Below are 20381 nucleotides of genomic sequence, written 5' to 3'. Positions count from 1 at the left end.
GGCGTCAAGGTTTGCGTGCGGACGCATGTTGTCGGAAAATGCGCCCCGTTTAAAGCGCGTGCGCCGGCGGTACCCAGAATATCGCGGAGTACTGAACAGTTTGCCTGGGGGGCAATCTTCGATGAATCAACGTAAAAAGCCGGATCTGCTGTGGATCCTGGTGTTCATTTTTGGCCTGGGTGTGGTCACTACCGGTTATGCGCAAGGGTTCTGGGAGCGCAAGCTGGACAACGCCTATCAGATGCCGGTCGACGCCAGCCAGCCACAACGTTGATACCCCCCGCTGGCGCCGCTCAACGTGGCGCCAGGTACCAGCCACGGTCCGAGACCGTGCCCTTCAGCGGTACATCCCAACTGGCCTGCGCCAGCCGCTCGACCTTCTGGCATTCATGCGCCAGCCCCAGCAGCAACGGTTTTTTCCAGGTTTGCCGACGCGCCTGGTAGGCCAGGCTGCGATCATAGAAGCCACCGCCCATACCCAAGCGGCCGCCCACTTCGTCAAAACCGACCAGCGGTAGCAGAATCAGATCCAGCGCCCAGATCGGCCGCTGGCGTTTGCGATCGATGATCGGCTCTGGAATACGGAAGCGGTTGGGCTTGAGCTTCTCACCCTGCTCAAAACGCTGGAACACCATGCGCGTGCGCGGCCAGGCGTGCAGCACCGGCAGGTAGGTGCACTTGCCGCGACGCTGGGCTTCGCGCATCAGCAGGCGAGGGTCGATTTCACCGTCGTTGGGCAGGTACAGGGCGATGTGGCGGGCGCGGCGGAACAAGGGGTGTTGCGCCAGTTGGCGGTACAGGCCGAGGGTGGCCTGGCGTTGCTGGGCAGGGGTAAGGGCGCGGCGGGCATTGCGAAGCAGGCGACGAAGCTGGGGACGGGTGAGCGGCACGTTTTCGGTCATGGCACGGGCAATCCCAGATGTGCTGGCTTGGTACGAACAGTGCCTGCGCGGTGAATCGTCGTACAAAGCTTGAATAAAGTCGGCCAAAACGAATTGCCCGCCTTGGGGGGCGGGCAAGAAAATTCAGGCTCCCCGATAAGACCGCTATCGGTGTAGCCCTTGAACCCGAAAGTTCAAGGTGGAGATTGCAGGGGGCGTTAAGGCTTTCCGTCGGGCGGACATGCACACCGGCCCCAGCGTGCAACCCCCGTGGTTGTGCGTATCGGCTCAGGGACATAACCGACTGGCGCATCCCCCAGGGAGTGGCGCCAGTATACCAATCTCAGCCGATTTTGGTATCCGTGTCGTCGGACAAAGCCTTATCTACCCGATCCAGCAGGTCGCGCACCTGTTCGCGGTTTGTGCCGCTGACCGGCGCATCGTTGCGGTCTTCCTGGCGGTGCAGCATTTCGTGGGTAATGTTCAACGCCGCCATCACCGCGATGCGGTCGGCACCGATCACCTTGCCGCTGCTGCGGATCTCGCGCATCTTGCCGTCCAGGTAGCGCGCAGCGCTGACCAGGTTGTTGCGCTCTTCCGGCGGGCAGATGATCGAGTATTCCTTGTCGAGGATCTGCACGGTGACGCTATTGCTTGAACTCATGAGTCTTGCTCCAGAGCCTTGAGGCGTAAAATCATCGACTCGACTTTGCGCTTGGCGATCTCGTTCTTTTCGATGAGGTGGGCGCGCTCTTCGCGCCAGGATTTTTCCTGAGCTACTAGGAGTGCATTTTGCCGTTTTAGTTGCTCGACGCGTTCGATCAGCAACTCGAATCGGCTCATCAGTGCCTGCAGGTCGTTCTCTTGCGTGGGTTGCACTCGATTCGCTCCGTCGTTGAGTCACCTGGCGATGATGCCTCTCCCTGGGCGGCAACGGCCAGTGCCGATGGTCTTGGCGCGCCTGCCGGTGCTAGGATACAAGGTCTTCATTCTAGACATTGCGCCGTCTGGCGCCTAGCTGCCCATGCCCAATACTCAATCGCCCTACAACGCTTTCGCCATACTGCTCTCGAGCAATGGCCATCCTGTCACCCCGGCCGAACTGCACGGCCTGCTGATTGGCCGCAGCTGCGCCGGCGCCGGCTTCGATGCCGATGCCTGGTTGGCCGATGCGGCCCAACTGCTGGAAATCGAGCCTGGTGACAGTGTCCGCAACGCCTTGGTCGGCTTGCAGGAAATGGTCAAGGGCGAGCTGACCAGCGACGACATGGCGATCGTCCTGCTGCTGCCTTCCGATGATGCTCCACTGAGCGACCGCGCCACCGCGCTGGGCCAGTGGTGCCAAGGCTTCGTGACCGGTTTCGGCCTGAACGCTGGCGGTAAGGACTTGTCCGATGAGGCCAAGGAAGTGCTGCAGGACCTGGTGGCCATTTCGCAGGTCCAGGAAGCGCTCGAAGAGTCCGAAGACGGCGAGAGCGACTACATGGAAGTCATGGAATACCTGCGTGTGGCGCCCCTGCTGCTGTTCTCCGAACTGGCCAAGCCGGCCGCACCCGCACCCAAGCCCTCGCTGCACTGATCAACCAGGGGTAGTCTGCCCATGAGCCACATTCCCAAGGCCGAGTATGCCCGTCGGCGCAAGGCGCTGATGGCGCAGATGGTCCCCAACAGCATCGCCATTCTGCCCGCCGCCGCGGTTGCCATCCGCAACCGCGACGTCGAGCACGTGTACCGCCAGGACAGCGACTTCCAGTACCTCAGCGGCTTCCCGGAGCCCGAGGCGGTGATTGCTTTGATTCCAGGGCGCGAGCATGGCGAATACGTGCTGTTCTGCCGTGAACGCAACCCCGAGCGCGAGCTGTGGGACGGCCTGCGGGCCGGCCAGGAAGGGGCGGTGCGCGATTTCGGCGCTGACGATGCCTTCCCCATCACGGATATCGACGAGATCCTGCCTGGCCTGATCGAAGGCCGCGAGCGGGTCTACAGCGCCATGGGCAGCAACCCGGAGTTCGACCGCCGGCTGATGGACTGGATCAACGTGATCCGCTCCAAGGCACGCCTGGGCGCCCAGCCACCGAACGAGTTCGTTGCGCTGGATCATCTGCTGCATGATATGCGCCTGTATAAATCGGCGGCGGAAGTGAAGGTGATGCGTGCTGCTGCAGACATTTCTGCGCGGGCCCATGTGCGGGCCATGCAGGCCTGCCGCGCCGGGCTGCACGAGTACAGCCTGGAAGCCGAGCTGGACTACGAATTCCGCAAGGGCGGGGCGAAGATGCCGGCCTACGGCTCGATCGTTGCGGCCGGGCGCAATGGCTGCATCCTGCACTATCAACAGAACGATGCGCCGCTCAAGGATGGCGACCTGGTGCTGATCGACGCCGGCTGCGAAATCGACTGCTATGCCAGCGACATCACCCGCACCTTCCCGGTCAGTGGGCGGTTTTCGCCCGAGCAGAAGGCCATCTACGAGCTGGTGCTCAAGGCTCAGGCGGCGGCGTTTGCCGAAATAGCCCCCGGCAAGCACTGGAACCACGCCCATGAGGCGACCGTGCGGGTCATCACCGCGGGCCTGGTGGAGCTGGGCTTGCTCGAAGGTGATGTGCAGGCGCTGATCGACAGCGAAGCCTATCGCGCCTTCTACATGCACCGCGCCGGGCACTGGCTGGGCATGGATGTGCATGACGTGGGCGAGTACAAGGTGGGCGGCGAGTGGCGGGTGCTGGAACCCGGCATGGCGCTGACCGTGGAGCCGGGTATCTACATTGGCGCCGACAATCAGGCCGTGGCCAAAAAGTGGCGCGGCATTGGGGTAAGGATCGAGGACGACGTGGTAGTGACCAGGCAAGGTTGTGAAATCCTGACTTCGGGCGTGCCGCGTACCGTCGCCGAGATCGAGGCGCTGATGCAGGCTGCCCGCAAGGCCGTGGCATGAGCCGGGTAAACCTGGCGATCATCGGCGGTGGCCTGGTTGGCGCAAGCCTGGCGTTGGCCCTGCAGGCCGGCGCCAAGGCGCGCGGCTGGAAGATCCTGCTGATCGAGCCGTTCGCCCCCGGCGACAGCTACCAGCCCAGCTACGATGCGCGCTCGTCGGCATTGTCCTTCGGCACCCAGCAGATTTATCAGCAACTGGGCCTGTGGCAGGTCATCGGCCGCCGCGCCGAGCCTATTCGCCAGATTCACGTGTCCGACCGTGGTCGCTTTGGCGCCACCCGCCTGGATGCCCTGGAAGAGGGCGTACCGGCGCTGGGTTACGTGGTGGAAAACGCCTGGCTCGGCCAGTGCCTGTGGCAAGGGCTGGACAGCGAGGTGGTGAGCTGGCGCTGCCCGGCCGAAGTGACCTCGATGCAGGCCATCGAACGCGGTTACCGCCTGCGGCTGAACGACGACACCCAGCTGGAATGTGACCTGGCGGTACTGGCCGATGGTGGCCGCTCTGGCCTGCGCGAGCAGTTGGGTATCCATGTACGCCACACGCCTTACCAGCAGAGCGCGTTGATCGCCAACATTACCCCGGGTGAGGCCCACGGCGGCCAGGCTTTCGAGCGCTTCACCGAAGAGGGCCCCATGGCCTTGCTGCCGTTGCCGGAAAACCGCTGCGCACTGGTGTGGACCCGCCAGGGCATGGATGCGCGGCGCTTGGCCGACATCGACGAGCGCAGCTTCCTGCGCGAACTGCAGGGGGTGTTCGGCTACCGCTTGGGCGCGCTGCGCCAGGTAGGCGCACGGCACCTCTACCCGCTGTCCTTGATCGAGGCCCAGGAGCAGGTGCGGCCGCACCTGGTGGTGCTGGGCAACGCAGCACACAGCCTGCACCCCATCGCGGGCCAGGGTTTCAATCTGTCGTTGCGTGACGTGCAGTCCCTGGCCGAGGCGCTGCTGGCGGGGCCACAGCAGCCTGGCGACCTGACCACGCTGCAGGCCTATCACCAGCGACAGCGCCTGGACCAGGCGATGACCATCGGCTTCTCTGACCAGGTCACCCGCCTGTTTGGCAGCAATCAGCCGTTGCTGGCTGCCGGGCGCAACCTTGGCCTGCTTGGGCTCGACCTGCTGCCACCGGCAAAAAGCTGGTTCGCCCGCCAGGCCATGGGCCTGGGCACCCGCCCTGATCCGCGGGGCCAGGCATGAGCAACCCGCGTAAACTGGCGCGTCGGGCGCGCATGCTGCGCTGGATGCTGAACCTCTACCCACCATACCTGGGTGCCGGTATCCGTGTGCAGCACATCAGCCCGGACCTGCGTAGCGTCAAGGTGGCGATGAAACTGACTCGCTGGAACCGCAATTACGTCGGTACCCAGTTCGGTGGCAGCCTGTATGCCATGGTCGATCCGTTCTACATGCTGCTGTTGATCGAGCAGCTGGGGCGTGACTACATCGTCTGGGACAAGGCCGCCAGCATCGATTTCATCTCGCCGGGCAAAGGCCCGGTGTATGCCGAATTCCACGTCGATGATGCGCTGCTGCAGGAAATCCGCCAGCAGGCCGCCACCGGCAAGAAATGCCTGCCGCGTTTGCAGGTCGATATCCGCGATGGCGCCGGCGAGTTGGTGGCGCGGGTCGATAAAACCCTATACGTGCGGCTCAAGCCGCAAGCGAGGCTGGCGTAAGGCATGGACATGCGCGCAGATCTGTTGATTGTGGGTGCCGGTATGGTCGGCAGCGCCCTGGCCTTGGCGTTGCGCCACAGTGGCCTGCAAATTTTGTTGCTCGACGGTGGCCCGCTGACGGTCGTACCTTTCGATGCCCAGGCCCCGTTCGAGCCGCGTGTCAGCGCGCTATCGGCGGCCAGCCAGCGCATCCTCGAGCGCCTTGGCGCTTGGGACGGCATTGCCCAGAGGCGCGCCACGCCGTATTCCGACATGCATGTGTGGGATGGCAGCGGCACCGGTCAGATTCACTTCTCGGCGGCCAGTGTGCATGCCCAGGTGCTCGGCCATATCGTCGAGAACCGGGTGGTGCAGGACGGCCTGCTGGAGCGCCTGCACGACAGCGACATCGGCCTGCTGGCCAATGCGCGGCTGGAGCAATTACGCCGCTCTGGCGATGAGTGGCTGCTGACGTTGGCCGATGGCCGGCAACTGCGTGCACCGTTGGTGATCGCCGCCGACGGTGCCAATTCGGCGGTGCGGCGTCTGGCCGGCTGCGAAACCCGCGAATGGGACTACCTGCACCATGCCATTGTCACCAGCGTGCGTTGCAGCGCCGGGCACCAGGCCACGGCCTGGCAGCGCTTCACTGACGAAGGGCCATTGGCCTTTTTGCCCTTGAGCCGCGATGGCCAGCAAGACTGGTGCTCAATCGTATGGTCGACCACTCCGGAGCATGCCGAGCAACTGATGGCGATGGATGAAGCGGCCTTCCTGCAAGCCCTCGGGCGTGCCTTCGAGGGCCGCCTGGGCGACGTGTTGCAGGCCGACCCAAGGGTATGCGTGCCGCTGCGTCAGCGCCACGCCAAGCGCTATGTGGGTGAAGGCCTGGCATTGATTGGCGATGCCGCGCACACCATCCACCCGCTGGCCGGGCAGGGTGTGAACCTCGGCTTCCTCGACGCGGCGGTGCTGGCCGAGGTGCTGGTCAATGCTTACGAGCGCGGCGAGAGACTGGCCGATGTGAAGGTGCTGAGCCGTTACGAGCGCCGGCGCATGCCACACAACCTGGCGTTGATGGCGGCGATGGAGGGCTTCGAGAGGTTGTTCCAGGCCGATCCGCTGCCGTTGCGCTGGTTGCGCAATAGCGGGTTGAAACTGGTGGAGCAGATGCCGGAGGCCAAGGCGCTGTTTGTGCGCCAGGCGTTGGGTTTGAGTGGTGACCTGCCGGATCTGGCCAAGGCTTGAGAGTGGCGGGGCCGCTCTGCGGCCCTTTCGCGACACTAGGCCGCTCCCACAGTGTGGCGCAATCACCTGTGGCAGCCCTTTGCAACATCCGGTAACGGCTAGGTAGGTGAGCCAGAAAATGGGATTCACTACCATTCGCACCTCTCATACGATCGAGGAGTGCATTTCATGTTGCCACGCAAGCCCCTACTGGCCGCCTTGGCCCTGACCTTGTTCGGCGGCACTGCCCAGGCAGCGGACGAAGTGGTGGTGTACTCCTCGCGCATCGACGAGCTGATCAAGCCGGTGTTCGATGCCTATACCGCCAAGACCGGGGTCAAGATCAAGTTCATCACCGACAAGGAAGCCCCGCTGATGCAGCGCATCAAGGCCGAGGGCGACAACGGCGTGGCCGACCTGCTGCTGACCGTCGATGCAGGCAACCTGTGGCAGGCCGAGCAGATGGGCATCCTGCAGCCGATCGAGTCCGACGTCATCGACCAGAACATCCCGTCGCAGTACCGCGCCTCGTCCCATGACTGGACCGGCCTGAGCCTGCGTGCCCGCACCATCATCTACTCCACCGAGCGGGTCAAACCCGAGGAGTTGAGCACCTACGAAGCCCTGGCTGACAAACAGTGGGAAGGCCGTCTGTGCCTGCGTACGGCCAAGAAGGTGTACAACCAGTCGCTGACCGCCACCCTGATCGAAACCCACGGTGAGGCCAAGACCGAGCAAATCGTCAAAGGGTGGGTCAACAACCTGTCCACCGATGTGTTCTCCGACGACAACGCGGTGATCCAGGCCATCGAGGCCGGGCAGTGTGATGTGGGCGTGGTCAACACCTACTACTACGGCCGTCTGCACAAGCAGAACCCGAACCTGCCGGTGAAGATCTTCTGGCCCAACCAGGGTGACCGTGGTGTGCACGTGAACCTGTCGGGCATTGGCCTGACCAAGCATGCGCCACACCCGGAGGCCGCGAAGAAACTGGTGGAATGGATGACCGGCGAAGAAGCGCAAAAGCTGTTTGCTGATATCAACCAGGAGTTCCCGGCCAACCCGAAGGTGAAGCCATCGGAGGAAGTGGCGGCGTGGGGCAGCTTCAAGGCCGACAGCATTCCGGTGGAAATTGCCGGCAAGCGCCAGGCTGAAGCCATTCGCCTGATGGATCGGGCTGGCTACAACTAAGCGCCAGGCCTTATCCTCTTTGGGCCCGTTAGGGCCCTTTCGCGGGTAAACCCGCTCCTACGGGACCTGCACTGCCTTGCGCGGTCCCCGTAGGAGCGGGTTTACCCGCGAACGACCGCGCAGCGGTCGCAATCGCACTCGAGATTTCAGCCTTGCCCCACACCCCTCAACGCCGCTGGTACCTCCCGGTCTCCCTGATCGCCGCCTTGGTGCTGCTGCCCCTGAGCGTGCTGCTGTTATCCTGGCAATCCATCGACCTGCAGATCTGGTCCCACCTGCTCGACACCCAGATGGGGCGCCTGCTCGGCAATACCCTGACCCTGGTGGTGGGTGTGGGTGTGGGTGTCACCGTGCTGGGCGTCAGCCTGGCCTGGCTCACCAGCCTCTGCGACTTCCCCGGTCGACGCTGGCTGGACTGGGCGCTGATGCTACCGTTCGCCATCCCGGCCTACGTGCTGGCATTCGTCTTCGTCGGCCTGCTGGACTTTGCCGGCCCGGTGCAAAGCGCCCTGCGCGAGGTGTTCGGGCCAATGCGCCTGCCTCGGGTGCGTTCCACTGGTGGGGTAATCACCGTCCTGGTACTGGTCTTCTATCCCTATGTCTACTTGTTGGCGCGCACGGCTTTCCTGGCTCAGGGCAAGGGCCTGATGGAAGCGGCGCGGGTACTTGGGTTATCGCCCCTGCAGGCTTTCTGGCGGGTGGCCTTACCCATGGCTCGGCCGGCGATCGGTGCCGGTATCGCCCTGGCGCTGATGGAAACCCTGGCCGACTTCGGTGCAGTGGCCGTGTTCAACTTCGACACTTTCACCACGGCCATCTACAAGACCTGGTACGGCTTCTTCAGCTTGTCCAGTGCGGCCCAGCTGGCCAGCCTGCTGCTGCTGGCGGTGATGCTGGTGCTGTACGGTGAGCGCCGCGCCCGCGGTGCCAGCCGAAGCGGCAACGAACGGCCGCGCGCGCAGGCGCTGTATCACCTGCGCGGCCTCAAGGCGCTGCTGGCCAGTGGCTGGTGCCTGCTGGTGTTTGCCTGCGCTTTCGTCATCCCGCTGCTGCAGTTGCTGGTGTGGTTCTGGCAACGCGGTCGGCATGACCTGGATGAGCGTTACGTCGGCCTGGTGCTGCACACCCTGTACCTGGGCAGCATGGCGGCGCTGGTCACGGTATGCGTGGCGCTGCTGCTGGCCTTCGCCCGGCGCCAGGCACCGACGGGCGGAATCCGCGCCGGGGTTGGCCTGGCCAATCTGGGGTATGCCCTGCCCGGTTCGGTGTTGGCGGTATCGATCATGCTGGCCTTCAGTTACCTCGACAACCACCTGGTCATCCCGCTGTCCAGCTGGATGGGCGGCGCCGGCAAGCCGCTGCTGCTAGGCAGCCTCTCGGCGTTGCTGCTGGCCTACCTGGTGCGCTTCATCGCGGTGGCCTACGGGCCGCTGGAGAGCAGCCTGGAGCGCATCCGCCCGTCACTCCCTGAAGCCTCGCGCAGCCTGGGTGTTGGCGGCGCAAGATTGTTTTTCAAGGTGTATCTGCCGCTGCTGGTGCCGGGGGCACTTAGCGCCGCGCTGCTGGTGTTCGTCGATGTGCTCAAGGAAATGCCCGCCACCTTGCTGATGCGGCCGTTCGGCTGGGACACCCTCGCCGTGCGGGTGTTCGAGATGACCAGCGAAGGCGAGTGGGCGCGCGCCTCGCTGCCGGCACTGACCTTGGTATTGGTGGGGCTGCTGCCGGTCATCGGCCTGATTCGCCGTTCGGCACGTCGACCCGGTCACAGTCACTGAGGATGTCAGTTTGCGACCTTGCGGCTACAATGCGCGGCATTCGCGCGGCGGGTGTGAGTAACAAGAAAAGCTGACGACCCAACGTCATCGACCGCCGCCGCTTCGCCACGCCCGGAAGGAGAAACCCATGGGACAGCGCACGCTTTTGTATGACCTGCACCTGGCGCTAGGCGCCAAGACGGTCGATTTCGGTGGCTGGGACATGCCCCTGCACTATGGCTCGCAGGTCGAGGAGCACCACCAGGTGCGCAGCGATTGCGGCGTCTTCGATGTCTCCCATATGACCGTGATCGATGTCGACGGCACTGATGCCACTGTTTGGCTGCAGCGCTTGCTGGCCAACGATGTGGCCCGCCTCGACGACACCGGCAAGGCGCTGTATAGCCCACTGCTGAACGAACAGGGCGGTGTAATCGATGATCTGATCGTCTACCGCACGGAAACCGGCTATCGCCTGGTCAACAACGCCGCCACCCGTGCCAAGGTGCTCGATTGGCTGCAATCGCAGCGTGCCGGGTTTTCCGTGGACTTCCAGGTCCGCCCTGATCTGGCCATCCTTGCCATCCAGGGGCCGCGGGCCCGCGAAAAGGTCGCGGCCCTGCTCAGCCCCGCGCGCGCTGCACTCATCCGCGAACTGCGCCCGTTCGAGGGCGTTGCTGACGGCGACTGGTTCATTGCCCGCACCGGCTATACCGGTGAGGACGGCTTGGAGATCATCTTCCCGGGCGATCAGGCGGTGGCCTTCTTCAACGACCTGGTCGGCGCCGGTATCGCCCCAAGCGGCCTGGGCGCCCGCGATACCCTGCGCCTGGAAGCCGGCATGAACCTGTACGGCCAGGACATCGACGAAAACCACACCCCGCTCACCTCCAACCTGGGCTGGAGCATCGCCTGGGAACCGGCCGAGCGCGACTTCATCGGCCGTGTCGGCCTGCTTGCTGAAATCGAGCACGGCGTGCAGGAAAAACTGGTGGGTCTGGTGCTGGAAGAGCGCGGTGTACTGCGCGCCCATCAGGTCGTGCGTGTAGCCGGCATTGGCGAAGGGGAGATCACCAGTGGTAGTTTCTCGCCTACGCTGAGCAAGTCCATTGCGTTGGCGCGCGTGCCTATGGCTACCGGTGATCGGGCCGAGGTGGAAATTCGCGGCAAGTGGTACCCGGTGCGGGTGGTCAAACCGACCTTCGTGCGCCACGGCAAGATCCTGATCTGAACAATTTATAACCGGCGGGCGTACCGCTGAGCCAATCGAGGAATTCAAGACATGAGCAATATCCCCGCCGACCTGCGTTTTGCCGAAAGCCATGAGTGGGCTCGCCTGGAAGCCGACGGCAGTGTGACCGTGGGTATCAGCGATCACGCCCAGCAAGCCTTGGGTGATGTGGTGTTCGTCGAGCTGGCTGAAGTCGGCAAAGTGTTTGGCGCTGGCGACGCTGCGGGTGTGGTGGAGTCGGTCAAGGCCGCTTCGGACATCTATGCCCCGGTCGGTGGCGAAGTGATTGCGGTCAACGAAGAGCTGGCCGATAGCCCGGAACTGCTCAACGAAGAGCCTTACGGTTCGTGGATCTTCAAATTGAAGCCAAGCAACCCGGCCGAGCTGGACAAGTTGCTGGATGCGGCTGGCTACCAGGCGCTGATTGGCGAGTAAGACCGCGTCGCTTGCTTCGCGGCTAAAGCCGCTCCTACACAGGTACAGCGCTGCATTCGAGACGGGTGCAGCCCCTGTAGCAGCGGCTTTAGCCGCGAAGAGGCCGGGCCTGCAGACAAGTTTCCCCGCACAATCGGCAATCCCTTCCTAGACTTGTAAGTCTCCATGAGGCCTGGTCTAGGAAGAGAGCGTCGTCATGTCCCAGTCGCCATCCCTGCATCAACTGCAAGAGCTCAACCCATTTCTGCGCCGCCACCTGGGCCCCGATGCCACAGAGCAGCAGGCCATGCTCAACGCGCTGGGTATCGCCAGCCGCAACGAGCTGATCGAGCAGACCGTTCCCCCAGACATCCGCCTCAATCGCCCCCTCGACCTCCCTGCGGCACTGGACGAGCAAGCCGCCCTGGCCAAGCTGGCCGGTTATGCCGAACAGAACCAGGTCTGGACCAGCCTCATCGGCATGGGCTACCACGGTACCATCACCCCCACGGTCATCCTGCGCAACGTGCTGGAAAACCCCGGTTGGTACACCGCCTACACGCCCTACCAACCCGAAATTGCCCAAGGCCGGCTGGAGGCGCTGCTGAACTTCCAGCAAATGGTCATCGACCTCACCGGCCTGCCTCTGGCCAATGCCTCGCTGCTTGATGAAGCCACCGCTGCCGCCGAAGCCATGGCCCTGGCCAAGCGGGTGGCACGCAACAAGAGCAACGCCTTCTTCGCCGACGAGCACTGCCACCCGCAGACCCTTTCGGTACTCAAGACCCGCGCCGAGGGGTTCGGCTTCGAGCTGATCGTCGATTCTGTGGATAACCTTGCCAAACACTCGGTGTTCGGCGCTTTGCTGCAGTACCCCGACACCCACGGCGAAGTGCGCGATTTGCGCCCGCTGATCGACCATTTGCACGGCCAACAGGCCTTGGCCTGCGTAGCCGCTGACCTGCTGAGCCTGGTGGTGCTGGCACCGCCCGGAGAGCTGGGCGCCGATGTGGTGCTGGGCTCGACCCAGCGCTTTGGTGTGCCGATGGGCTACGGCGGGCCTCACGCGGCCTATTTCGCCTGTCGCGACGACTACAAGCGGGCCATGCCGGGTCGCATCATCGGCGTATCGCGCGATGCCCGTGGCAACACTGCATTACGGATGGCCCTGCAAACCCGCGAGCAGCATATTCGCCGCGAAAAGGCCAACTCCAACATCTGCACGGCCCAGGTGCTGTTGGCCAACATTGCCGGCTTCTACGCGGTGTACCACGGCCCGGAAGGCCTGCAACGCATCGCGCAGCGTGTGCACCGGCTGACCTTCATCCTGGCTGCCGGCCTTGAGGCCAAAGGCATCAAACGCCTCAATCAGCACTTCTTCGACACCCTTACCCTGAATGTTGGTGGTGCCCAGGCTGCCATCATTGAAAGCGCCGAGGCCGCGCACATCAATTTGCGCATTCTCGGTCGCGGGCACCTGGGCGTGAGCCTGGACGAAACCTGCAACGAACAGACGGTGCTGCGCCTGCTCGACATCTTCCTGGGGGTGGATCATGGCCTGGAAATTACCGCCCTCGACCAGCTGGCCCTGCCTGAAGGCATCCCCGCCAGCCTGGTGCGACGCACGCCATTCCTCGCCCACCCCGTGTTCAACCTGCATCACAGCGAAACAGAGATGCTGCGCTACCTCAAGCAGCTAGAGAACAAGGACCTGGCGCTGAACCAGTCGATGATTCCGCTGGGCTCGTGCACCATGAAGCTCAACGCCACCAGTGAGATGATCCCCATCACCTGGCCCGGTTTTGCCCAGCTGCACCCGTTCGCTCCGGCGGCCCAGGCGGCAGGCTACAAGGCGATGATCGACGAACTGGAAAGCTGGCTGTGCGCGATCACCGGCTTCGATGCGATCTGCATGCAGCCCAACTCCGGTGCTCAGGGTGAATACGCCGGCCTGATGGCCATTACGCGCTATCACCGCAGCCGCCATCAGCCGATGCGCACGTTGTGCCTGATCCCTTCGTCGGCCCACGGCACCAACCCGGCGTCGGCACAGATGGCCGGCATGGACGTGGTGATCGTCGATTGCGACAACGATGGCAACGTCGACCTGGCTGACCTCAAAGCCAAGGCGCACGCGGCCGGGGAGCGTCTGTCGTGCCTGATGATCACCTACCCTTCGACCCACGGTGTGTACGAGGAAGGGATACGCGAAATCTGCGATGTGGTGCACCAGCACGGCGGCCAGGTTTACATGGACGGTGCCAACCTCAATGCCCAGGTGGGCCTGGCGCGCCCCGCAGACATTGGGGCCGATGTTTCACACATGAACCTGCACAAGACGTTCTGCATTCCCCACGGCGGTGGCGGCCCGGGTATGGGGCCGATCGGTATCCGCGCGCACCTCAAGCCGTTCGTCGCCAGCCACCCGGTGGTGCCGGTGCCTGGGCTGGACCCGAACAACAGCGCGGTCAGCGCCGCGCCCTGGGGCAGCGCAAGCATCTTGCCGATCAGCTGGATGTATATCGCCATGATGGGCCCGCAGCTGGCCGACGCCAGCGAGGTGGCCATCCTTTCGGCCAACTACCTGGCCAGCCAGTTGGGCGCGGCGTTCCCGGTGCTCTACCGCGGCCGCAACCAGCGCGTGGCGCATGAATGCATCCTCGACCTGCGGCCGTTGAAAGCGCTGACAGGCATCAGCGAAGAGGACGTGGCCAAGCGCCTGATGGACTATGGCTTCCACGCACCGACCATGTCGTTCCCGGTGCCGGGCACGTTGATGGTGGAGCCGACCGAGAGTGAATCGAAGGCCGAGCTGGACCGGTTCGTCGAGGCGATGCTGGCGATTCGGGCGGAAATTGACGAAGTACAGCAGGGCAACTGGCCAGCGGAGAACAACCCGCTGAAGCATGCACCGCATACCTTGGCTGATGTGCTGGGGGGGTGGGACAGGCCGTATAGCCTGGAGCAGGCGGTGGCCCCCAGTGCTCACGTGCGCCAGCACAAATACTGGCCGGCGGTGAACCGAGTAGACAACGTGTATGGGGACAGGAATCTGTTCTGTGCGTGTGTGCCGGTGGAGGCTTATCGCTGAGGTAGGTGTTGGATGCTTCGCGGGTGCCTGTAGGAGCGGGTTTACCCGCGAAGCAGGCGACGCAGTTACTCGGCTACTGCATTTTTGGCCAGGATGGCATTGGCCAACTCCATGTCGGAAGCCTGCATCCCTGGGTTCTCTGCCCGTGCCTCGCGCATGGCCGCTTCCAGGAACGGCCCGCGGATCGCGCCTTCGCTGGCGACGAAGCTGCTGGCGTCATCCTGCGCGGCCACTACCAGCTTGTGATCCCGCGAGGTCAGGTAGCTCGATGCCGTGGTAGCACCGGAAGTCATCACGTTACGCCAGAAGGTATCGGCCATGGCCGAGCCAATAGGCAGCGAAAGCAAGGTAGCGGCGGCAATGGCGGTTTTGAGACGCATGTTGAAACACCTCGAAGGGTGATGGTTGAAGATGCGCGCTTGGATCTTTTCGGGCGAGGCAAGTTCCTTGAATACAAAGGACTTTTCGTCAGTTGCAGACGCGCAGCACTTCCTCGGCACGGGTCTGCCCAGCGGCCACTTTGGCCTCGCCGCAATGGCGCAGGTCAATCAGGCCATCGGCCAGCGCCTGGCGCCGCAATCGGGTCAGGTCGGCATCAGGGCCGATCAATGCGCGCAAGGTGTCGCTGGGCTCGAGCAGTTCGAATAATCCTGTTCGCCCCTGAAAACCGGTGCCGCGGCAGGCTCGGCAGGTGGCTGATGAACCTGCCTGGCAGTCGGTGCAGACGGTTCGCACCAGGCGCTGGGCCATCACCCCGATAAGCGTCGCCTTGATGAGGTAGTCGGCCACACCCAGCTCTTGCAAGCGGGTAATCGCTGCACAAGCGTCGTTGGTATGCAGGGTGGACAGTACCAGGTGCCCGGTCAGCGCTGCCTGAACTGCCACCAGGGCGGTTTCGCGGTCGCGAATTTCGCCGATCATGATGATATCGGGATCTTGGCGCAGCATGGCCCTGACCGCGTTGGCAAACCCCAGGTCCAGCGCGGGCTGCACCTGCAGCTGGTTGAAGGCTGGCTCCAGGCGCTCGATCGGGTCTTCGATGGTGCACAGGTTGACCTGTGGGGTGGCCAACAGTTTGAGGCTGGTGTACAGCGTGCTGGTTTTGCCGGAGCCGGTGGGGCCGGTGACCAGGATGATGCCTTGGCGCTGACGTAGCAGGCGCTGCCATTGGGCCAGTTGCTGGCCGTGCAGGCCAAGGCGGTCGAAGCCCTCTTGCAACTGGTGCGGGTCGAACAGGCGCAGCACCAGTTTCTCGCCAAACGGGGTGGGCAGGGTCGAAAGCCGCAGCTCCACTTCGCCACCACCGGGCAGGCGGCTTTGCAACCGGCCGTCCTGCGGCCGGCGTTTCTCGGCAACGTCCATGCGGCCCAGGTGTTTCAGGCGGCTGACGAGGGCCAGGGTGACCCCGGCGGGGAAGGCATAGACGGTGTGCAGCAGGCCATCGATGCGGTAGCGCAGTTGGCCCTGTTCGCGGCGCGGTTCCAAGTGGATATCGCTGGCGCGTTGCTCAATGGCGTACTGCAGCAGCCAGTCGACGATATGCACAATGTGTGCGTCGTCTGCGCTGGCCTCGGCCTGGCGTTTGCCCAGCTCCAGCAATTGCTCAAGTTCCCCCAGGCTGGCCGACTGCTGGTATTGCGCGCCTTTTACCGACTGGGCCAGGCGGTGGAACGACTGCGCTGACTCACGGATCTGCTGCGGGCTGGCCAGTACGCGACGGATCGATCGGCCGAGGCTACGGGCCAGGTCGGCCTGCCAGTCATCCTGGAAAGGCTGGGCGCTGGCGACGGTGACGCTGGAGGCATCGGCCGCGACGATGAGGATGCCGTGGCGCTGGGCGAAGGCTGGGGAGATCAGGCCGGTGACCTGGGGCAGGTCGAGTTGCATGGGGTCGATGCGCAGGTAGGGCTGGCCGACCTTGTCGGCCAGCCATTGGCAAAGGTACTCCAGGTCCAGAGGCTGACCAGGGTGCTGGCGGTTTTCCAGGCTGCAGGCGGCGATGTGTTCCAGCGGGTGGCTAGTGGGGTGGGCAGCGGCGTGTTCGAGTACTTGCAGGGTATCGCTGGCGTGCAGGTGCTGGTCAGCGAGCAGGGCCTGGAGCACGCGCTTGAGGTCGAGCGCGGGGTTGTCGGGGGTGTGCATGGTTGGCGTCCGTGCCTGATCGGGTAGTGCTGATCAAGGCTAGCCGGGCGGCGGGAGGCTATCGGAGGTGAAAGGTTTCGGGATTTTGCTGCGCCTGTACCGGACGCTTCGCGGGTGAACCCGCTCCTACAGGGATCGCACGGGCCTTGAGTGCTATGCGGTACCGGCCCGGCAGAGAGGATGGTTCAGACCACTGCCAACGCCACTCGCTGCAAGTTGGTCAGGCTCACCTCACCCACACACACCAGGTTACGCAGTTTCTGTGCAATGACCTCGGCCCGGTGCCAGCTCAACCCGCCAATGCCGATTTCGATATCCAGCCAGTCATCCTGCTGGCTGACCTGCACGCTATGCGGGGTCAGGAACTGCAAGGCGAACAGGTTGAGCACCCGGCACAGGCTATCGGGCTCGGCCTCGGCCTGCAGGCGATAGTGCACGGTGCTGTGGGCGTTGGTGGCGGCCCAGGCGTCGGTACGGGGCTGTGCGTTCATGCTGGTCTCCGCAAATGAGGGAGAAATTCTTGCACGTTGTTGGCGGTATTTTTTCGCTATGATTGGGTGATTTCACCTTATTGGTGAATTCTTTTATTCAAAAAAATCTGATGTGGAGAATAGATAATGCACAGCGAGCTGGACGCCTACGACCGTCGCATCCTCGAACTGCTGCAGGAGGACGCTTCGCTGTCCAGTGCACAGATCGCCGAGCGCGTCGGGCTGTCGCAATCGCCGTGCTGGCGGCGCATTCAGCGCTTGAAGGAAGAGGGGGTGATTCGTGGGCAGGTGACCTTGCTGGACCGCAAGAAGGTCGGCCTGAACACGCAGATTTTCGCCGAAGTGAAATTGAACGCCCACGGGCGCTCCAACTTCACCGAGTTCACCGAGGCGATCCGCGGGTTCCCTGAGGTGCTGGAGTGTTATGTACTGATGGGGGCTGTGGACTTTCTGCTGCGCATCGTCACGTCGGACATCGAGGCCTACGAGCGGTTCTTCTTCGAAAAACTGTCGAACGTGCCGGGGATTCAGGAGGTGAATTCGATTGTGGCGCTTTCCGAGATCAAGTCCACCACTAGCCTGCCGCTATCGCGTTGAGGCCATTCGCGGGTAAACCCGCTCCTACACTGGCCCCACGCCTGGCGCGGATCCTACGTAGGAGCGGGTTTACCCGCGAAGCAGGCGACGCGGTATCACGCCTTGAGCAGGTGCTTCCAGCCGCGGCTCTGGTCCACCGCCCGAGCCTGTTCGATACGCGCTTCCAGCACTTCATCGCTGATAGGCTGCTCGGCCAGCTCGTGCAGCTTTTTCAGATCGCCGTACAAGCGGTCCATTTGCGGCGCTTCCAGCACCTGGCGGGCGTGGTGCAGCCAAGCCAGAAGTTGCTCGATACGTGGCAGCTGCTCAGCCAGGTCTTCCGGGCGCTGGGTGTACAGCGGCAGCTTCAGCGCGCGGCCTTCCTCACCCAGCAGGTGACCCAGCCAGCTGGCCAACTGCGCCTTGCCCTGGCGTTCGCCGCGGCCCTTGCGCTCAGCGGTCCAGGTCCGGGCCATCAGCCAGCGTGAGGTTTCCAGCGAGAACTGGCCCCAGCGTACGTCTTCCAGCTCTTCGGCGAACTGCTCGGGCGCGGCGCGACGGATGTCTTCGTCATCGTTGCCGGCCTGAACCAGCGGGCGCCAGTCTTCAAGCAAGGCATCAAGGCTGGCGCGCAGGTCGCGGGTGGTGGCGCGCGGTGCTGCCTGGCCCAGGCTGGCGGTGAGTGCGCGCAGCTCGCTCAGGCACTCGACCCAGTCCTGGAGCAGGCGCCAGTGGCCGTTGTGGCGGTACTGCTCGGCCAGGCGCTGGCTGCTGCCCAGCAGTTGCCAGGCGAGGGCGGCATAGGCGTCGTCCAAGGCCATTTCGGCTTCCAGCGCGGTGTGCGGCAGGTCCAGCTCGTAGCTGTCCGGTTCCAGCAGGCGGTAACCGCGCTCAGCCTTGCTGATGTCGCACGGCATCAGTGGCAGGCTGGCGGCCAGTTCTGCAGCCAGTTCCAGCAGTGCTTGCGGTTCACCTTCACGCAGCTCCAGCTCCAGCTCGCAGATCTCTTCCTTGCGCTTGCCGGCGATCACGAAGCCTTGGTCCAGCGCGGCCTCGATCACCACCTTGCTCTTGCCACGGCCCCAGGCGATTTCGGCGTATTCACGGCTGAAGTCGGTGGTGAACAGCGGCTTGATGGTTTTCTTGTCCAGGTTGGCCAGTTGCTCGGGCCAGCAGGTGGCGTCCAGCTTCTTCAGGTCGAGCTTGACCTTGTCCAGGTTCCATTCGTACTCGTTGCGCTCGGACAGGCCAGCCACGCTCTGGCCGCGGCACTTGAGGGTTTGGATGACAGCGTCGCCATCGCGGCGCAGGCGCAGGGCGACACGGGCGGCGGACAGCTCACGCTCGGGGGTGTCGAAGTACTGGTTGAGCAGTTCACGGGTCTGCCAGCCGGACTTGTTGCGCTTTTTCAGCAGAGGGTGCTCGCGAAGTGCGGCAAGGGTCTCGCGGCTGGCGCGGAGCTTCAGTTCGGTTTCTTTGTGCATCACAGACTCGAAAGAGGGGGCGTGGTTGGCAGAGAGTCTACAGCAGTCAGCCCTCAACGGTTTATTCCAGACAGCGGATAGTCCTATGATGGGCAACGTTTCCGAGGAGTACGCGCATGCCGTTGCCGACGCTGAAAGACCAGTTTGCCGCCTTGATCGCCGCGCCTTCGGTTAGCTGTACCCAACCTGCGCTGGACCAGTCCAACCGCCAGGTTATCGACCTGTTGGCCGGTTGGCTCGGCGACCTGGGTTTCAAGTGCGATATCCAGCAGGTCAGCCCCGGCAAGTTCAACCTGCTGGCCAGCCGTGGCACCGGCCCAGGAGGGCTGGTGCTGGCCGGGCACAGCGATACCGTGCCCTATGACGAACAGCTGTGGGCCAGCGACCCGCTGAAGCTGACCGAAGCCGATGGCCGTTGGGTCGGCCTGGGCAGCTGCGACATGAAGGGCTTCTTCGCCCTGGTCATCGAAGCGGTCATCCCGCTGCTGGAGCACGACTTCAAGAAGCCACTGCTGATCCTTGCCACCTGCGACGAAGAAAGCTCCATGTCCGGCGCCCGTGCCCTGGCCGAGGCCGGCCAGCCACTGGGGCGTGCAGCGGTCATCGGTGAGCCTACCGGGCTGCGGCCAATTCGCATGCACAAGGGCATCCTCATGGACCGCATCGACATCCTCGGCCGCAGTGGCCATTCGTCGGATCCAAGCCTGGGCCGCAGCGCCATGGAGGCCATGCACGCAGTCATGGGCGAGCTGATGGGCCTGCGCCAGCACTGGCAAAACACCTATAGCAACCCGCAATTCACCGTGCCGACCCCGACCATGAACTTCGGCTGCATCCACGGCGGTGACAACCCCAACCGCATCTGCGGCCAGTGTGCCCTGGAATTCGACCTGCGGCCGCTGCCGGGCATGGATGTGGAGCAACTGCGCGCGGCCATTCGCGAAAAGCTGGTACCCGTGGCCGAGCGCCATGAGGTGCGCATCGACTATGCGCCGCTGTTCCCGGAGGTGCCGCCGTTCGAGCAGGCTGCCGATGTCGAACTGGTTCAGGTCGCGGAGCGCCTGACTGGCCATCGCGCTGAAGCGGTGGCGTTCGGCACCGAAGCACCTTATCTTCAGCAACTGGGCTGCCAGACCATCGTGCTGGGCCCTGGCGACATTGCCTGCGCCCACCAGCCCGGCGAATACCTTGAAATGTCACGAATCGAGCCTACCGTGCGTCTATTGCGTGACCTGATCCGGCACTATTGCCTGCACTAAACGTCAATCGAACTGATTCGTTCCTGCCTAGAGGAGACCGCGCGTGACCGC

20 protein-coding genes and 1 other RNA gene are annotated in these 20381 nt (G+C 63.8%); 13 read left to right on the top strand and 8 right to left on the bottom strand.

Annotation, left to right across the window (positions count from 1 at the left end; genetic code table 11):
• Window positions 1-121: 121 nt before the first annotated feature.
• Window positions 122-274, top strand: a complete 153-nt coding sequence (locus tag LMH93_RS26105; RefSeq protein ID WP_003253683.1) for a hypothetical protein — start codon at window positions 122-124, stop codon at window positions 272-274.
• A 19-nt stretch (window positions 275-293) separates the two neighbouring features.
• On the opposite strand, the gene LMH93_RS26100 is transcribed toward LMH93_RS26105, so the two are convergent.
• The 4 genes from LMH93_RS26100 to LMH93_RS26085 form a co-directional block, all read right to left on the bottom strand.
• On the bottom strand, window positions 294-902 hold the full coding sequence (locus LMH93_RS26100; protein ID WP_003253685.1) for a 5-formyltetrahydrofolate cyclo-ligase: 609 nt from the start codon (window positions 900-902) through the stop codon (window positions 294-296).
• Window positions 903-1027: 125 nt separating this feature from the next.
• Window positions 1028-1207: non-coding RNA, 6S RNA (gene ssrS, locus LMH93_RS26095), on the bottom strand.
• 17 nt (window positions 1208-1224) lie between these two features.
• A complete protein-coding gene (locus LMH93_RS26090) occupies window positions 1225-1545 on the bottom strand; it encodes a cell division protein ZapA (RefSeq protein ID WP_003253687.1) in 321 nt (106 codons plus the stop codon).
• Window positions 1542-1724 (bottom strand): TIGR02449 family protein, encoded by a 183-nt coding sequence (locus LMH93_RS26085; RefSeq protein WP_029886233.1) that lies wholly within the window; start codon window positions 1722-1724, stop codon window positions 1542-1544. The genes LMH93_RS26090 and LMH93_RS26085 overlap by 4 nt, the downstream gene beginning before the upstream one ends.
• Window positions 1725-1905: 181 nt before the next feature.
• Between LMH93_RS26085 and LMH93_RS26080 the strand changes: the two genes are divergently transcribed.
• The 10 genes from LMH93_RS26080 to gcvP all read left to right on the top strand — a co-directional run bounded on the left by LMH93_RS26080 (window position 1906) and on the right by gcvP (window position 14378).
• Complete coding sequence (locus LMH93_RS26080) at window positions 1906-2460, top strand: YecA/YgfB family protein (protein ID WP_003253690.1); 555 nt, start codon at window positions 1906-1908, stop codon at window positions 2458-2460.
• 21 nt (window positions 2461-2481) lie between these two features.
• Window positions 2482-3816, top strand: a complete 1335-nt coding sequence (pepP, locus tag LMH93_RS26075; protein ID WP_003253692.1) for a Xaa-Pro aminopeptidase — start codon at window positions 2482-2484, stop codon at window positions 3814-3816.
• Window positions 3813-5012, top strand: a complete 1200-nt coding sequence (gene ubiH, locus LMH93_RS26070; protein WP_003253694.1) for a 2-octaprenyl-6-methoxyphenyl hydroxylase — start codon at window positions 3813-3815, stop codon at window positions 5010-5012. The genes pepP and ubiH overlap by 4 nt, the downstream gene beginning before the upstream one ends.
• Window positions 5009-5491, top strand: a complete 483-nt coding sequence (locus LMH93_RS26065; protein WP_003253696.1) for a DUF4442 domain-containing protein — start codon at window positions 5009-5011, stop codon at window positions 5489-5491. The genes ubiH and LMH93_RS26065 overlap by 4 nt, the downstream gene beginning before the upstream one ends.
• 9 nt (window positions 5492-5500) lie before the next feature.
• Window positions 5501-6718, top strand: coding sequence for a 2-octaprenyl-3-methyl-6-methoxy-1,4-benzoquinol hydroxylase (locus LMH93_RS26060; RefSeq protein ID WP_230064736.1), 1218 nt, complete (start codon window positions 5501-5503; stop codon window positions 6716-6718).
• Between the two features lie 168 nt (window positions 6719-6886).
• The gene (locus LMH93_RS26055) at window positions 6887-7888 is read left to right on the top strand and encodes an extracellular solute-binding protein (protein WP_012054051.1); all 1002 of its coding nucleotides are present in this window, start codon (window positions 6887-6889) and stop codon (window positions 7886-7888) included.
• Window positions 7889-8040: 152 nt separating this feature from the next.
• Entirely contained in the window at window positions 8041-9663 is a 1623-nt protein-coding gene (locus LMH93_RS26050; protein WP_019752724.1) for an ABC transporter permease, read from the top strand.
• A 127-nt stretch (window positions 9664-9790) separates the two neighbouring features.
• Window positions 9791-10873, top strand: a complete 1083-nt coding sequence (gene gcvT / locus LMH93_RS26045) for a glycine cleavage system aminomethyltransferase GcvT (protein ID WP_003253703.1) — start codon at window positions 9791-9793, stop codon at window positions 10871-10873.
• Window positions 10874-10924: 51 nt separating this feature from the next.
• Window positions 10925-11308, top strand: coding sequence for a glycine cleavage system protein GcvH (gene gcvH / locus LMH93_RS26040; RefSeq protein ID WP_003253706.1), 384 nt, complete (start codon window positions 10925-10927; stop codon window positions 11306-11308).
• A 196-nt stretch (window positions 11309-11504) separates the two neighbouring features.
• Window positions 11505-14378 carry an aminomethyl-transferring glycine dehydrogenase gene (gene gcvP, locus LMH93_RS26035; RefSeq protein ID WP_087535564.1) on the top strand — a complete coding sequence of 958 codons (2874 nt, stop codon included), beginning with the start codon at window positions 11505-11507 and terminating at the stop codon, window positions 14376-14378.
• A gap of 65 nt (window positions 14379-14443) precedes the next feature.
• Here the strand turns inward: gcvP and LMH93_RS26030 are convergent, their stop codons facing one another.
• The 3 genes from LMH93_RS26030 to LMH93_RS26020 all read right to left on the bottom strand — a co-directional run bounded on the left by LMH93_RS26030 (window position 14444) and on the right by LMH93_RS26020 (window position 17011).
• Window positions 14444-14758, bottom strand: a complete 315-nt coding sequence (locus tag LMH93_RS26030) for a DUF2388 domain-containing protein (protein WP_004575834.1) — start codon at window positions 14756-14758, stop codon at window positions 14444-14446.
• A gap of 88 nt (window positions 14759-14846) precedes the next feature.
• The gene (locus tag LMH93_RS26025; RefSeq protein WP_004575835.1) at window positions 14847-16520 is read right to left on the bottom strand and encodes a GspE/PulE family protein; all 1674 of its coding nucleotides are present in this window, start codon (window positions 16518-16520) and stop codon (window positions 14847-14849) included.
• Window positions 16521-16705: 185 nt separating this feature from the next.
• Complete coding sequence (locus LMH93_RS26020) at window positions 16706-17011, bottom strand: hypothetical protein (RefSeq protein ID WP_003253715.1); 306 nt, start codon at window positions 17009-17011, stop codon at window positions 16706-16708.
• Between the two features lie 126 nt (window positions 17012-17137).
• Between LMH93_RS26020 and LMH93_RS26015 the strand changes: the two genes are divergently transcribed.
• Window positions 17138-17608 carry an Lrp/AsnC family transcriptional regulator gene (locus tag LMH93_RS26015; protein WP_003253717.1) on the top strand — a complete coding sequence of 157 codons (471 nt, stop codon included), beginning with the start codon at window positions 17138-17140 and terminating at the stop codon, window positions 17606-17608.
• Between the two features lie 95 nt (window positions 17609-17703).
• Here LMH93_RS26015 and LMH93_RS26010 read toward each other — a convergent pair whose 3' ends face one another.
• Complete coding sequence (locus LMH93_RS26010) at window positions 17704-19071, bottom strand: CYTH domain-containing protein (protein WP_003253720.1); 1368 nt, start codon at window positions 19069-19071, stop codon at window positions 17704-17706.
• A 116-nt stretch (window positions 19072-19187) separates the two neighbouring features.
• Between LMH93_RS26010 and argE the strand changes: the two genes are divergently transcribed.
• Window positions 19188-20330, top strand: a complete 1143-nt coding sequence (gene argE, locus LMH93_RS26005; protein WP_230064735.1) for an acetylornithine deacetylase — start codon at window positions 19188-19190, stop codon at window positions 20328-20330.
• Window positions 20331-20381 lie beyond the last annotated feature (51 nt).

The sequence above is a fragment of the Pseudomonas sp. CIP-10 genome (assembly GCF_020911845.1).
Lineage (GTDB): Bacteria > Pseudomonadota > Gammaproteobacteria > Pseudomonadales > Pseudomonadaceae > Aquipseudomonas > Aquipseudomonas alloputida.
The sequence above is the reverse complement of the archived record's forward strand: the minus strand, read 5'-3'. Positions and strand labels throughout refer to the sequence as shown.

Excerpts from the sequence above, each read along its gene's own strand:
- LMH93_RS26090 (WP_003253687.1), bottom strand. The coding sequence starts at position 1,545 with ATGAGTTCAAGCAATAGCGTCACCGTGCAGATCCTCGACAAGGAATAC.
- LMH93_RS26085 (WP_029886233.1), bottom strand. The coding sequence starts at position 1,724 with ATGAGCCGATTCGAGTTGCTGATCGAACGCGTCGAGCAACTAAAACGG.
- LMH93_RS26065 (WP_003253696.1), top strand. The coding sequence starts at position 5,009 with ATGAGCAACCCGCGTAAACTGGCGCGTCGGGCGCGCATGCTGCGCTGG.
- LMH93_RS26100 (WP_003253685.1), bottom strand. The coding sequence starts at position 902 with ATGACCGAAAACGTGCCGCTCACCCGTCCCCAGCTTCGTCGCCTGCTT.
- gcvT (WP_003253703.1), top strand. The coding sequence starts at position 9,791 with ATGGGACAGCGCACGCTTTTGTATGACCTGCACCTGGCGCTAGGCGCC.
- LMH93_RS26080 (WP_003253690.1), top strand. The coding sequence starts at position 1,906 with ATGCCCAATACTCAATCGCCCTACAACGCTTTCGCCATACTGCTCTCG.
- LMH93_RS26010 (WP_003253720.1), bottom strand. The coding sequence starts at position 19,071 with ATGCACAAAGAAACCGAACTGAAGCTCCGCGCCAGCCGCGAGACCCTT.
- LMH93_RS26015 (WP_003253717.1), top strand. The coding sequence starts at position 17,138 with ATGCACAGCGAGCTGGACGCCTACGACCGTCGCATCCTCGAACTGCTG.
- pepP (WP_003253692.1), top strand. The coding sequence starts at position 2,482 with ATGAGCCACATTCCCAAGGCCGAGTATGCCCGTCGGCGCAAGGCGCTG.
- LMH93_RS26030 (WP_004575834.1), bottom strand. The coding sequence starts at position 14,758 with ATGCGTCTCAAAACCGCCATTGCCGCCGCTACCTTGCTTTCGCTGCCT.
- argE (WP_230064735.1), top strand. The coding sequence starts at position 19,188 with ATGCCGTTGCCGACGCTGAAAGACCAGTTTGCCGCCTTGATCGCCGCG.
- LMH93_RS26025 (WP_004575835.1), bottom strand. The coding sequence starts at position 16,520 with ATGCACACCCCCGACAACCCCGCGCTCGACCTCAAGCGCGTGCTCCAG.
- ubiH (WP_003253694.1), top strand. The coding sequence starts at position 3,813 with ATGAGCCGGGTAAACCTGGCGATCATCGGCGGTGGCCTGGTTGGCGCA.
- gcvH (WP_003253706.1), top strand. The coding sequence starts at position 10,925 with ATGAGCAATATCCCCGCCGACCTGCGTTTTGCCGAAAGCCATGAGTGG.
- LMH93_RS26020 (WP_003253715.1), bottom strand. The coding sequence starts at position 17,011 with ATGAACGCACAGCCCCGTACCGACGCCTGGGCCGCCACCAACGCCCAC.
- LMH93_RS26055 (WP_012054051.1), top strand. The coding sequence starts at position 6,887 with ATGTTGCCACGCAAGCCCCTACTGGCCGCCTTGGCCCTGACCTTGTTC.
- LMH93_RS26105 (WP_003253683.1), top strand. The coding sequence starts at position 122 with ATGAATCAACGTAAAAAGCCGGATCTGCTGTGGATCCTGGTGTTCATT.
- gcvP (WP_087535564.1), top strand. The coding sequence starts at position 11,505 with ATGTCCCAGTCGCCATCCCTGCATCAACTGCAAGAGCTCAACCCATTT.
- LMH93_RS26060 (WP_230064736.1), top strand. The coding sequence starts at position 5,501 with ATGCGCGCAGATCTGTTGATTGTGGGTGCCGGTATGGTCGGCAGCGCC.